This window comes from Rhodococcus sp. ZPP (assembly GCF_017656075.1).
Taxonomy (GTDB): domain Bacteria; phylum Actinomycetota; class Actinomycetes; order Mycobacteriales; family Mycobacteriaceae; genus Rhodococcus_F; species Rhodococcus_F oxybenzonivorans.
On sequence record NZ_CP058638.1, the window covers coordinates 4581198 to 4594161 of the forward strand.

General features: G+C 65.3%; 10 protein-coding genes. 3 read left to right on the top strand and 7 right to left on the bottom strand.

The features are described 5' to 3' along the window. Positions 1–4: 4 nt before the first annotated feature. The 6 genes from HYG77_RS21395 to HYG77_RS21420 all read right to left on the bottom strand — a co-directional run bounded on the left by HYG77_RS21395 (position 5) and on the right by HYG77_RS21420 (position 7774). Positions 5–1720: a SulP family inorganic anion transporter gene (locus HYG77_RS21395; protein ID WP_208960525.1), complete on the bottom strand. Its 1716-nt coding sequence runs from the start codon at positions 1718–1720 to the stop codon at positions 5–7. 10 nt (positions 1721–1730) lie between these two features. Further along, positions 1731–4484: a cation-translocating P-type ATPase gene (locus tag HYG77_RS21400; protein WP_208960526.1), complete on the bottom strand. Its 2754-nt coding sequence runs from the start codon at positions 4482–4484 to the stop codon at positions 1731–1733. 27 nt (positions 4485–4511) lie between these two features. Continuing rightward, on the bottom strand, positions 4512–5375 hold the full coding sequence (gene ppk2, locus HYG77_RS21405) for a polyphosphate kinase 2 (protein ID WP_208960527.1): 864 nt from the start codon (positions 5373–5375) through the stop codon (positions 4512–4514). Between the two features lie 25 nt (positions 5376–5400). After that, positions 5401–5799, bottom strand: a complete 399-nt coding sequence (locus tag HYG77_RS21410) for a hypothetical protein (protein WP_208960528.1) — start codon at positions 5797–5799, stop codon at positions 5401–5403. Positions 5800–5959: 160 nt separating this feature from the next. Next, entirely contained in the window at positions 5960–7369 is a 1410-nt protein-coding gene (locus HYG77_RS21415; RefSeq protein ID WP_208960529.1) for a hypothetical protein, read from the bottom strand. Between the two features lie 6 nt (positions 7370–7375). Continuing rightward, positions 7376–7774: a hypothetical protein gene (locus HYG77_RS21420; protein WP_208963472.1), complete on the bottom strand. Its 399-nt coding sequence runs from the start codon at positions 7772–7774 to the stop codon at positions 7376–7378. Positions 7775–8012: 238 nt separating this feature from the next. Here HYG77_RS21420 and HYG77_RS21425 point away from each other — a divergent pair, with 238 nt between their 5' ends. From HYG77_RS21425 to HYG77_RS21435, 3 genes are all read left to right on the top strand, one after another. Beyond that, positions 8013–9443, top strand: a complete 1431-nt coding sequence (locus tag HYG77_RS21425; RefSeq protein WP_208960530.1) for a DUF2252 domain-containing protein — start codon at positions 8013–8015, stop codon at positions 9441–9443. Next, positions 9440–10789, top strand: coding sequence for a diacylglycerol kinase family protein (locus HYG77_RS21430; protein WP_244373009.1), 1350 nt, complete (start codon positions 9440–9442; stop codon positions 10787–10789). Before HYG77_RS21425 ends, HYG77_RS21430 begins: the two co-directional genes overlap by 4 nt. A 129-nt stretch (positions 10790–10918) precedes the next feature. After that, the gene (locus HYG77_RS21435) at positions 10919–11323 is read left to right on the top strand and encodes a hypothetical protein (RefSeq protein WP_208960531.1); all 405 of its coding nucleotides are present in this window, start codon (positions 10919–10921) and stop codon (positions 11321–11323) included. A gap of 56 nt (positions 11324–11379) precedes the next feature. Here the strand turns inward: HYG77_RS21435 and HYG77_RS21440 are convergent, their stop codons facing one another. Continuing rightward, the gene (locus HYG77_RS21440) at positions 11380–12852 is read right to left on the bottom strand and encodes a CYTH and CHAD domain-containing protein (RefSeq protein WP_208960532.1); all 1473 of its coding nucleotides are present in this window, start codon (positions 12850–12852) and stop codon (positions 11380–11382) included. Positions 12853–12964 lie beyond the last annotated feature (112 nt).

Genomic DNA, 12964 nt, shown 5'->3' on the forward strand with positions numbered 1-12964 from the left:
CGGTTCACTCGTCGGCCGGATCGCCAGGGTGGTCGGCTCTACTGCGGAAGTCCTCCACGGCGGCGTCGACGGTGGGATAGAAATGAGTCACGTCGAATCGGTCGCCGACACCGAATCGGATCAGCTGGTCCTTGATCGGGCCTTTCATTTCCGCGAATGCCAGTCGGATCCCCTTACTTTCGAGATAGGTATCGAGGTCGACGAGTTCGTCGACTGCGGTGGTGTCCAGTCCCGTGATCGGTTCGGCGGCGACGATCACCCATTCGACCGGGGTCGGCGCTGCTGCCACCACCGAGCGCACGTATTCGTCGAAGATTTCGCCGTTCGCGAAGAAGAGGGGGGCGTCGAACCGTACGAGCACAAGTCCGGGGATGCGGTGCCCATCGGGGTGTCGTTCGATGTCGTGGAAGCCAGGACGGTCCGAGGTCCGGACGAGTTCGGTGCGGTACGGCTGCCAGGCCTGCGCGACGACAGCGACGAAGGACAGTCCGATCGCGACGAGGATTCCCTGCAGAACTCCCACCAGGGCGACCCCGAGGAATGCGGCGACAGCGAGTCCGAACTCGACGGTGCTCATACGCCACATCCGGACCATGCCGTTCACGTCCACCAGCGCGGTGGCGGCGACGATCACCACGGCACCGAGTGTCGCGTCTGGGAGGTACGTGGTGATCCCGGGGGCGACGAGAACGAAGACCAGCACAGCGAGCGCGCCGACGACGCAAGCCAACTGGGTGCGGGCACCGCTCTGTTCCGCCACCGGGGTCCGTGATCCGCTGGCGGAGATCGGGAAACCGCCGAACAGTCCGCCGGCGATGTTGGCCACACCGACTGCCTTCATCTCCGTGCTGCCGTTGACGTCGTCACCGCGCCGCGCGGCGAACGTGCGGGAGAGCACCCCGGTATCGGCGAACGCGATTAATGCGATACCAGCCGCGGGACCGACGAGTTGTCCCACGTCTCCCCAGTCGACACCGCCGAACGAGGGCAGTGGCAGGCCCGCGGGAAGGGCGCCGACCATTCCGATGTCGTCGGTGAGTCCGAGCGCGGCGGACAGGATGATCGCCCCGATAACGGCCACGAGAACGCCCGGGACGCGGGGCAACCAGATGCGGAACCCGATGATGACGGCGAGAGAACCGATGCCCATCGCGGCGGTGACGGGGTCGATCTCTCCCCGGATCACGGACTGCCCGATCTCCCTGATCTCCCTGATGAGACCGGACGCGTCGACGGAAAACCCGAGGAGCTTGGGAAGTTGGCCGACCACGACGATGAGTGCGATCGCGTTAAGGTAACCGAGCCTGATGGGCTTGGACAGGAGTTCGGTCACGAAGCCGAGATGCAGGAACCCGCCGACGAGGAGGATCACCCCGACGAGGACGCCGAGGATTCCGGCGAGCGCGAGCGCGCTTTCCGGATCATCGGCCACAGCGAGGGGCAACACCGCCGCGGCGATGAGCGGTGCCAGCGAGGAGTCCGGGCCGAGGACCAGAATCTTCGAGGGTCCCACCACCGCATAGGCCAGGAGCGGGATGATGGTGGCATAAAGGCCGGCGTAGGCGGGTAACCCGGCGGCCTCCGCGTACCCCATCCCAGCGGGAATCAGCAGGGCGGTGAGGACGAGTCCGGCGGTGATGTCGGGGCGCAGCCACTCCCGACGATAGGCCAGGGCCGTCGCGATCCCCGGCAACTGTGTGAGGCTACCTGTCCAGGACATGGATTGAACCTCAGCGCGCGCGTTGCGGGTCGACGGCGGCTTTGGCGGTGATCGGCGTGCTCGGTTGTGCATACCTGCGACGGCGGAACACTTTCTCCGCCTCCACGACGATCGGGATGATCAGAGACCAGCCGATGCAGGCAAGCCATTGGCCACCGGTCAGCGACGTCGTCATGAGGAGGTCTTGGAGGAAGCCTGATTCGACCGCGAAGACGGTGACGACGATCGGAACAGAAAGGATCTTCAGTGCCCCGAGGATGGGTGGCGTCAGGCCGGATTCCGGATCGCGCCGCATGACGAGCCCCGCGAGGATGGACCCGAACGACAGCACCACGAATGCCGTCGTCATAGGGACGCTCGCCTCGGTGGTGCTCATGTCGCCCGGCGCGAGAAGCATCGCGGCGAGCGTGACCGCGAATTGCAGCACGCCATACGCCAGCCACTGCACGAACGCCATTCGGTTGGCGATCGGCATCTTGGGGTTGCGCGGCGGTTTGTTCATCAGGTCCGGCGCCGGCGGGTCCATCATGATGACGGCGACCGGGAAGAGCGTGATGAAAAAGTGCTGAAACAGAACCATCAGCGGGGTGAGCGCCACTCCGTCGTTGATATCGAAGATGCTCGCGGCGAGGAAGAGCAGCACCAACGAGAACAGTTTCGACATCTGGTACCGAATGTACGAGACGATCTTCTCGTAGATGTTGCGGCCCAATCGGATCGCGGTGATCAGGGTGCCGAAGTTGTCGTCGGTGAGAATCATCTTCCCGGCCTGCTTGGTGACCTCGCTGCCCGATCCCATGGCGACGCCGATGTCGGCCTTCTTCAATGCGGCGGCGTCGTTGACGGCGTCCCCGGTCATCGCCACGACTGCGCCGGTCTTCTGCATGATGTCGGCCAGGCGGAGTTTGTCCTGCGGAGTTACCCGGCCGAACACGTGCAGGTTCGGAAGCGCGGCCGCGAGGTCGTCGTCCGTCATCGCCTGGAGTTCGGGACCACCGATGGCGCCTGGTCCGAGGCCGAGTTCGGCGCCGATCGCCGACGCGGTAATCGCGTGATCCCCGGTGATCATGCGGACCTCGATGCCTGCGGTTTGGGCCGTGCGGACGGCGTCGATCGCCTCCGGCCGCAGTGGGTCGATGATGCCGACCATGCCGACGAACGTGAGGTCGTCGACGAACGACATGGGGTCGGCCGCCGCGGCTTCCTCCTGACCATCGAGTCGGCGGGTGGCGAACGCCAATACCCGCAAGCCCTTCTCGGACAGCGCTCGGTTCGCTTCGGTGAGTTCCCCCCGGACCTCGTCGAGTGGCACCACCTGCCTGCCGGGGCGATAGGCGGTGGCACATCGGGCGAGGACCACATCAGGTCCCCCCTTGACGAGTTCCACGAACCGGGAGCTGCCGTCCACCGAGAGATGGTGGAAGGTCGCCATGAACTTGTATGCGGAGTCGAACGGCACCTCGGCGACGCGAGGATATGTCCTGCGGGTGAGTGGGGCGTCGACACCGATCTTGGCGGCGAGCACAACCAGCGCGGCCTCGGTCGGATCGCCGACCACCTCTCCGGTATCGGAGACGGTGGCATCGCTGTCGAGGCACAGTCCGTAGGCGAGCAGGGTGAAGTCGGGAGTGGGCTCGCCCGCGGTCTGGGTGATCCGACCCGTCTTGCTGTAGCCCTCACCGTCGACGAGGTACCACCGGCAATGAAAGTATAGCGACCGCACTGTCATCTGGTTCATGGTCAGCGTGCCGGTCTTGTCCGAGTTTATCGCGCTGGTGGCGCCGAGGGTTTCGACGTCGGTGAGATTCTTCACGACGGCCTTGGCGTCGGCCAGCTGACGGGCTCCGAAGGCCAGCATCGCCTGCACGAACGTCGGCAGGCCAGTCGGGATCGCGGACACGCCCATGGAGATGCCCAGTAGCAGTACCGTCGCCAGGCTCTGTCCGCGAAGTACTCCGAGAACCACGATCAGAGCGACCGCCGACCAAGCGATGATGCCGAGCACCTTCGTCAGCGAATTCAGTTCGCGCTGAAGAGGAGACTTACCCGGTGCGACGGCAGAGAGCATCGAGGCAATCTGACCCATCTGGGTGTGCATACCGGTCTCGGTGACCACCATGGTGGCAGTGCCGCGGGTGACCGAGGTGTTCTGGAAAACCATGTTGACACGGTCGCCGAGGGGGACGTCCGCGGCGTGGAGCGTCCGAGGGTCCTTCGGGACGGGTGCGCTTTCGCCCGTCAGTGCGGCCTCTTGAGTCTCGAGTGTGGCCGTCGCGAGCAGTCGGCCGTCGGCAGGAACGATGTCACCGGCCTCCAGTTGCACGATGTCACCCGGTACGAGCTCGGTTGCGTCGAGCTGGATCAATATTCCGTCCCGGGTCACCTTTGCCTGGGGTGTCTGCATCTTCGCGAGCGCGTCGACACTGGCGCGTGCCTTCAATTCCTGATGCGTGCCCAACACGATGTTGAGCCCTACGAGCGCCGCGACCACAATCGCTGTCGGAACCTCGCCGATGATGACGCTGACGACGGCCACTGCGACCAGCATCAGATTCATCAAATCCTTCAATTGAGTCAGCGCTATCGCCCACGTCGACGGCCCAGGCTCGGAGACGATCTCGTTGGGACCGTGCTGTCTACGCCGTTCGTCCGCTTCCCCGGCCGTCAGACCGGACTGCCGATCGGACATTGTCGCGGACACGACGGCGTCGGGATCCTGGGCGTACCAGACGGTCTGAGCTTGCGCGTGTTCCGTCGATACCATGACCGCTCGTCCTTTCGGCTCGGATCCTCAGTAGGGGGTAGGGATCCAGTGCAGTGGTTGCCTCGGCGCCTCGTAACCGTGCGGGCCACGCCGCTTCGGCAGGGTGATGTCGGGGCGTTCCAGCGGTTCGTAGGGAATCTGGCTCAACAGGTGGCTGATGACGTTGAGGCGGCCACGCTTCTTGTCGTCGTTGACCGCGACGTACCACGGTGCCCAGCCGGTATCGGTGAAGTGGAACATCTCGTCCCGTGCGCGCGAGTATTCGTACCAGTGGGTGTACGACTCGAGATCCAGGTCCGACAGCTTCCAGATCTTCCGCGGGTCGTCGATTCGGCTCTGCAGGCGCAGCGTCTGCTGTTCCTGGCTCACTTCCAACCAATATTTCAGCAGTACGACGCCCGAGTCGACAATCGCGCGTTCGACTGTCGGAACGAGTTGCAGAAACTTCCGAGCTTCCTCCTCGGTACAGAAACCCATCACCCGCTCGACGCCGGCGCGGTTGTACCAACTGCGATCGAAGATGACGACCTCCCCTCCGGACGGGAGGTGCGGCAGGTACCGCTGCACGTACATCTGTGATTTCTCGCGATCCGTGGGGGCGGGCAAGGCGACGACACGGAACACCCGCGGACTGACTCGCTCGGTGATCGCCTTGATGACCCCACCCTTACCGGCAGTGTCGCGGCCCTCGAATACGATGCAAATCCTCGCACCCGACGATTTCACCCACTCCTGCAACGCGACAAGCTCGACGTGGAGCGGACGGAGCAGGCGGCGATATTCCTTGTCTTTCATCGGTGAGGCGTTGTCTCTCATCGGTGCCGCGGCCTCGCCTGCGTCCGGACGGGGCAGGTCGAGCCCGGACTTCTCGTGTTTCGACTTCTTTCCCACGGTTCGCTCCCGGGCCGCCGAATGATCAGACCCGGTCCGGCTTCCAGGTCGAGACCGCCCAGATCACCACTATGTCGAGGCCGATGATGAGTAATGACCACCAGGGGTAGTAGGGCAGCCATAGGAAATTGGCGAGAATCGAGATCGCCGCAATCACGATCGCCGTCACCCGCGCCCATCCCGCACCGGTGACCAATGCGAGGCCTACCGCTGCGACGAGCGCACCCAGCACGATGTGAATCCAGCCCCACGTGGTCAGGTCGAACTTGTAGACGTAATCCACCCCCGCCACGAACACTTCGTTTTCGGCGACCGCGGCGATGCCCTGGCAGAACTGAATAATTCCCACGGTCACCATGATGATGGCCGCGCCGATCGAAGTACCTGCCGCGACGCCCTGCTTGACCGACCTTGTCTCGGACATGACCGTCCCCTTCCTTCACCGAACCAGGCGGCCCGGTACGATTATTGTCCGCTGATCCACGCCGCTGTGGTGGTAAACCTGCAATCCCGGCAGACGAGTCGAAAATCGTCGAGCGAAGGGTGATTCGGCGGTCAGCGGTCTCGCTCGCGGACGTCAGTGATCAAGGCGAAGGCACCGGCGTAGATTCCAGGTTTTGCTCAGTGGATGTGCGGGCGGGACGGATGAGCAGTTCGAGTGCCGCGAGTGCCAGCAAGGCGCCGAGGACGATCCACAAGACGACCAGTCCGGTGGGGTACCGCCAGAACATCAGCAGCACGGCTGCGATGCCGATGATGGCGCACCGCAGTGGTACTCGAAGCTGATGAGCCCACCGTTCGATCTCGTTCGGTGGCCGGCCGCTGCCGGTTCGACGGGCGAAGTCCAGTGACTGTCCGAAGCCGCGGCGCACCGTGGTGGCGGAGGACGAACCGCCGGTGAGGTAGGCGCCGAGTGCAATCACCAGGCCGAGGACTGCGACCGCGCGCAGACTCGTACGCAGCGGTACCAGCACCGTGTCGATGACGGCTGTGGCCGCATCGGGCGAGAGGACGTCGGGTGGGACGCTGTCGAGATAAATCGCTCGTCCGATGAGAATGCCGATCGCAAGGAGAAGCATCCCCACTGCAATCGACAGTCCGACGAGGGCGAGGGCGCGGAGCCGACGCCCGGTGGGGGCGACGGCGACAGCTGCTGCGGCACAGGCAATTCCCAGCCACGGGAGGATTGTGGCCGCCCTGTCGAGTGCGGCGACCGCCCGCTGCGCCTTCACTAGTTCCGGCGACCGGAACAGTACGAATTGCTTGTCCACGGACGGAATCTTGTCCGCGAACGCAAAGCCCCTCTCGTTCAGTGCCGCCTTCACCCTGTCGATCACCGTGCCGAGCGAGATGCTGACGGTGCCGCTCTGATCGACTTCGACGGAGCTGAGGCCGTAATTTCCCGTCATCACTGCGACGAGCGTGTTGTGCGCAGCCCGATTCGCCTGGATCCAGAGGTCTTCGAACTGCTGGGACTGCACGAGAGAGCTGACGGTGTCGTGGACGAAGGTCTTTGCCTGACTGGTGAGGACGGGTGCGAGACCGATGACGGCCCGGTCGAGGCGGGGGGCGTTCGTGGCCAGGTTCGAGACATCGGTGAGTGCGGTCAGGGCATCTTCGGTCAGCCCCTCGACGTCTACTCGGGTGAAAATTTCGTCGGTGATCTGATTGCTGATTTCGGCCTGGAGAGCCGGATCGTCGCCCAGCGGTGCCACCGTGCTGACGTAGCGGTCGGTGTCGAGAATCTGGCTGCGGGTGAAGCGGGCGGTGACCGACGCGATTGCGAGAACGGCCACCAACACCAGCAGAATCGTCACGCCCACCCACCGCAGCCCGTGCCGGGGTCGACGCGGAACTGGTTGGCTGGGAACGTCGGCGGTGGTGCCGCTGGTGTGTTTGCGCAGCGTCGCGACTTCCTCACGTAGTCGGAGGAGTTCGGCGCGTTCGTCGTTGTCGAGTGAACCGCTGGCGGTAGTGCTGCTGCCGTCGGTCATCGCCGTTCAGATCTCGTCGGGATTCCAGGTTGCGACCGCCCAGATCACGACCGCGTTCAGGGCGATGATCGTGATCGCCCACAGTGGGTAGTAGGGCAGCCAGAGGAAGTTCACGAAGATCGAGAGGGCACACAGGATCATGGCGCCGACTCGCGCCCATGTCGCCCCGGTGAAGAGCACCGCGCCGACCGCCGCGACGATCACGCCGAATATGAGATGGAACCATCCCCAGGTGGTGACGTCGAACTGATAGGTGTATTCGATGCCGACGACGATGACATCGTCCTTGGCGATCGCGGAGATACCCTGGAGAACCTCGAGCACCCCGACCGTGACGAGCAGGACTGCCCCGCCCATCGACGTTCCCTTTGCCACACCCTGCTTGACCAACGAGTCCTCGGACATCATCGTTCCCTTCCCGGGCGACGTGTGAAGTGGTCGTACCGAAGATCAGTGTCCTCCCTTACCACACACTGTGGCTGCATTTTCGTCGACCCGACTTTCGATTGGGCGGGTGTGTGCGGCCGCCATATCCGGACGGCACCGATTGCACCCGAAACGATGACGTGAGGGCGGGGCGCGCGAGATCATGGGGGTACCGCCACCGTTAACCCAGGCTGTTCTCGACACGAGGAACCACGCCATGACAGAGCGAGACACTTTCCCCGACGCGGGACGCGTCGGGGTCGTCGATCAGCCGACGCGGGCGGAGCGCCTCGAACACGGCGAGAACGTTCGGCGTCGAGTTCCCTTCGATGCGATGGCCGAACACGTTCCGGTTCGCGACCGAGACCCTATCGGTTTGCTCGAATCTCAGGCGGAGACCCGGGTTCGGGATCTGGTTCCCATCCGGTATGGGCGGATGGCTCAGTCGCCGTTCGCGTTCTACCGCGGCGCTGCGCTGGTGATGGCCGACGACCTCTCCCGAGCCCCGACCACCGGCCTGCACACCCAGTTGTGCGGGGACGCCCACCTGAGCAACTTCGGACTCTTCGCTACACCGGAGCGCACACTTGCGTTCGATGTGAACGACTTCGACGAAACCTATCCCGGCCCGTTCGAATGGGACGTCAAGCGACTCGTCGCCAGTCTCGCTGTCGCCGGACGGAGCAACGGTTTCAGCGGTAAACAACGCAAAAAGATCACCCTCGCCTGCGCCGCGGAATACCGCGAGACCATGTCGTCCCAGTCCGAGCGCGGTGAGCTCGAGGTGTGGTACTCCCATATCGACGCCGCCGCCCAGTTCGACGAGCTTCGCGACGTCCTGGATTCCTCGACTCGCAGACGCGTCCAGAAGACGATCGACAAGTCCCGGGGCCGCGACAGCGTGCAGGCACTGTCAAGGCTGACGACAGTGGTGGACGGGCGGCCGCGGATAGTGAGCACACCGCCGCTGGTCGTACCGATCGAAGAAATCTTCACCGGCACCGAGGCCGAAGAGATCGACCGGGAACTGAACCGACGACTGCGCGACTACCGTGACACCCTGCCGCCTGCCCGCCGTGTGCTGCTCGATCGATACGAGTACGTCCAAACGGCACGGAAGGTGGTCGGGGTGGGCAGTGTCGGCACCCGGGCCTGGATCGTCCTGTTGCGCGGTCAAGGCGGTGACCCGTTATTCCTACAGGCCAAGGAGGCGCAACCGTCGGTTCTCGAGAAGTACGCCCCCGGACCGTCATTCGTGAATCACGGCGAGCGCGTCGTCACCGGGCAGCAACTGATGCAAGCAGCGAGTGACATCTTCCTCGGCTGGCAGCAGGGACCCGACGCCGCCGGAGTGATGCGGGACTTCTATGTACGCCAATTGCGTGACGGCAAGGGGTCAGCTGTCGTGGAGACCATGAAACCCGACCTCATGACGATGTACGGCCGATTGTGTGCCAGGGTGCTCGCGTATGCGCACGCACGCGCCGGCGACCGGTTCGCGATCGCCGGGTACCTCGGTTCGGGCGAGCACTTCGACAAGGCGCTGGCCGCCTTCGCCGAGACCTACGCCGACCAGAACGAACGCGATCACACCGCGCTGCGGAAGGCGATCGACGACGGCCGCATTTCCGCTCAATCGGGGACATGATGGCGAGCGACGACAGCTCGGCGGTACCCGTCGCCGCCCACACCGCGACCGGTTCTCGACGCTGGTGGGCGCGGGCGGCGTTCGCGCTTGCGATCCTCGCCGCTGTGGTGCCGCTGGTGTCCGCAGGACTTCTCAGCACAGTCGGCCTCCTCCTCGTCGGAGTCGGTGGCGTCGTCGTCACCGTCGCCGCCCTGTACTGGTTCCTCGCCAGTCGCGGTGTCGTGCGCCGGGTGTCACTGCCCATCGCCGTGCTGACGCCGATCGTGGTGTTGATCCTCTTCATCCGTGCCGATCTGCTGGCCGTTGTCGTCGCGTCCGTTGTTCTGACGTTTCTCTCGGTGCTCTGCGCCCGCGCCGCCCTACGCGGACGGCCGTCGGACACCGCCGTCCGAGAGGTGCCTGCCCCGCCTGTGCGACATCCGGTGCTGATCATGAACCCGCACTCCGGTGGAGGCAAGGTCGCGAAATTCGACCTGCAACGAAAGGCCGAGGAGCTGGGCGCCGAGGTGGTCCTGCTCGAAGGCCCAGGTACCTTCGACGTCACCGACGAGGCCCGTCAGGCAGTCCAGCGTGGAGCCGACCTACTCGGCGTGGCCGGCGGAGACGGGACACAAGCCCTTGTCGCAGCGGTCGCGGCAGACAACGACCTGCCGTTCCTGGTAATCAGCGCCGGGACACGCAACCATTTCGCGATGGACCTCGGGCTCGACCGCACCGACCCGAGCCGGTGCCTCGACGCCCTGCGCGACGGCGTCGAGGTTACCGTCGACCTCGGCCGGATAAATGGCCGCCCGTTCGTCAACAACGCCTCCTTCGGGGTATACGCCGAGGTGGTCCGCAGCCCGGCGTACCGCGACGACAAGGCAGGCACCGTGCTGCAGATGCTTCCGGACCTGCTCGCCGGACGAGCGGGCGCCCCGCTTGTGACCCAGATCGGGGACATCACGGTGCGGAACCCGCAAGCAGTGCTGGTGAGCAACAACCCCTACGGAACCAGTGATCTTGCCGGCCTCAACCGGCGAGACCGGCTCGACCGCGGCGTCCTCGGCGCCGTCACCGTCTCGGTCGCGAGCGCCCGCCAGGCCATCGGCCTGCTACGCCGCGCCAACGTCCGCGGATTGACGCAGCACACGACCACCGAGGTGATCGTCGATTCCGACACACCCCAGACTCCGGTCGGCGTCGATGGCGAATCGCTGCTGCTGCCGACTCCGGTGCGTTGCACGATCGAGCCCGGCGCGCTCCGGGTCCGGGTTCCCCGCGACCGCCCGGGAGTGCGCCCGGCCGCACCCACCGTCGACTGGGTCCGGCTCCGCGAACTGGCGTGGCACCGGCAAGCCGGCTGAGGGCTATCGCACATTAGCCGACGCCTATCGTGCGACTGGGTTGGAATGCGCGAATTCGGGGATCGTGGCCTCGGTGCGCGCGCACACTGGAAAGTAATTCACAGTATCCGAGCCGGAGAGGTGACCGTCGTGACCGACAAGTCGACCGATAGGCAGAAGATCGCAGCCGACGCAATGATCGGTGCCGCGATCTTGCTGGTTACCATCGGCGTCTTGCATATCGCTCAGGGGATTGCCGCGGTAAGCAACGACACTGTCGTCACAGCCGGCGCCGAGTACACCTACGAGTTCGACCTGACCGTGTGGGGTTGGATCCATATCGTGCTCGGGTTGTTGATCGCGCTGGTCGGCTGCGCCCTGTTCCGCGGTGGAATATGGGCGCGGACGTTGACGGTCACTATCGCGGCAGCATCGATCGTGGTCAACTTCCTGTGGCTGCCCCACTACCCGGCGTGGGCGATCCTCGTCATCGCACTCGACACGGTCATGATCTGGGCGGTCATGACCGCGATCCCCAACTCCGACTGGCACTAGATATGGGCATTGCAGCCAGCTGGCGGTTCGCGCCGACTACGAAGCCGTATTACAGATCAGCTGGCGAGCTGGGCGGCGTCTTCCCGGGCGCGTTGGGCAGCCTGTAGCTCGAGCCCGTAGAGCAGCCCGAAGGTGAAGCCGTTTTCGCCTTCGGTGGTCCCGGCGCGGGCACCGAGGGTGCGGAGCGGGCCGAGCGCCACCACGCTGTCCTGATGGTCGCCGAGGACCTGCTGGATCTTCTTGTACTGGGCCACCTTCTTCTTGCCCTTCTTCTTCCCTACTATCCCGCGGGTGAGCTCGGCGGCGTAGCGGGCGCGCTTGGCGGCCTTGCGGGCGCGGTGCAGGCCCTCGTCGTCTCCGTCGTCGAGGGCGGCGGCCAATCTTTTGTCGGCCTTGCGGGTGGCTTTCCTGGCGGCTTTCTTCAGTACCGTTGCCCCGGAACGGGCGTCGTCGGTCAGCGGTGGTGCGCTGCGCCAGCGGGCCAGGTCGGCGAGTATCGCCCGGTACCGCTCGGTGTCGAGGGTCGCCATCACCTCGGCCCGGTATCGGAGTTGTTCGGCGAGTAGGTCGCTCTCGATCCGGGCGGCGACCGGGCCGAGTACCAGCTCGTCGGGCAGGTCGGTGACCGCGGCGACGAACCGGGCTCGCTGGACTTCCCGGTCCCGGACCTCGCCGAGCACTCCTGCGTACCAGGACAGTTCCTCGTCGAGACGCGCGGCCGCGTCGGGATCGAGGAGGTTCTTGAAGACCCGCAGGGTGCTGCGGAACCGCCGGATACCGACCCGGGTGGGGTGGATCGGGTCCAGGCCGCGGCGTAGTTGCACATCGCCGGCGATGATCTCTTGGACCTGGGTGTCGAGGTAGGCCGTCAACGATTTCTGGACCGGGTCGACGCCCGATGTGCCGCTGTCACCGGTGCCGTGGGGGGCCAGTGCCCGGGACAGTTTCGATGAGTGCCGCGCCGGCCGGGCACCGGCACGGGTCAGCCGGGTGCCGATCGCCCGGAGCAGGGCCCGGTCGCCGGCAGCGCCCAGTTCGACCCCCACCTCGCGCCATTTCCCGGCGATCGCCGCGTCGCCGGCGCAACCACCGGCGACGGTACTGCGCACCGTGTCGTCGGCGATCTCGGCGAGCAGGTTCCCGTCCGCATCGAGGATGCGGTGGCGGCGGCGGGCGGTCGAGATGGTGGCCACCGGGTGCACCGGTTTACCCAGCGCGACCCCCGAGACCAGGGTGGCCAGTTCGTCGGGTAGTGCGTCGCCGGTGGTCAGCGGCATGCGAATGTCGGTGTGGGCCTTGTGCCCGGGCACCCGCAGGCGCCACCCTGCGCCGATGTTCCCGGACCGGCGGCGCAAGCTCACCCGATGGGCGCGCAGATCCCGATCTGCGGTGTCGAAATAGTCACTGTGCACGGTGACGGGGTCCTCGTCGACCCGGCCGCCCGGAGGAACCACACCAGCGAGGTCCGGCATGCCGAAATCAGCATTCGCGTCGTACCTGTCGTCCCGGTCCCGCTGTGTGCTGCTCATGAATTCAGACTTCCATACCGCCCAGCCGTTAACCACGCATAGCGTCGATCGCTTTCGGGTATCGGTGCAAAGGGCGTGATACGGCACCCTCCGTGCACGACAGATCACCAGC

Bases quoted from the DNA above. Each gene is read 5' to 3' on its own strand.
- HYG77_RS21410 (WP_208960528.1), bottom strand. From the start codon at position 5,799: ATGTCCGAGACAAGGTCGGTCAAGCAGGGCGTCGCGGCAGGTACTTCG.
- HYG77_RS21395 (WP_208960525.1), bottom strand. From the start codon at position 1,720: ATGTCCTGGACAGGTAGCCTCACACAGTTGCCGGGGATCGCGACGGCC.
- HYG77_RS21415 (WP_208960529.1), bottom strand. From the start codon at position 7,369: ATGACCGACGGCAGCAGCACTACCGCCAGCGGTTCACTCGACAACGAC.
- HYG77_RS21420 (WP_208963472.1), bottom strand. From the start codon at position 7,774: ATGTCCGAGGACTCGTTGGTCAAGCAGGGTGTGGCAAAGGGAACGTCG.
- HYG77_RS21430 (WP_244373009.1), top strand. From the start codon at position 9,440: ATGATGGCGAGCGACGACAGCTCGGCGGTACCCGTCGCCGCCCACACC.
- HYG77_RS21425 (WP_208960530.1), top strand. From the start codon at position 8,013: ATGACAGAGCGAGACACTTTCCCCGACGCGGGACGCGTCGGGGTCGTC.
- HYG77_RS21400 (WP_208960526.1), bottom strand. From the start codon at position 4,484: ATGGTATCGACGGAACACGCGCAAGCTCAGACCGTCTGGTACGCCCAG.
- HYG77_RS21440 (WP_208960532.1), bottom strand. From the start codon at position 12,852: ATGAGCAGCACACAGCGGGACCGGGACGACAGGTACGACGCGAATGCT.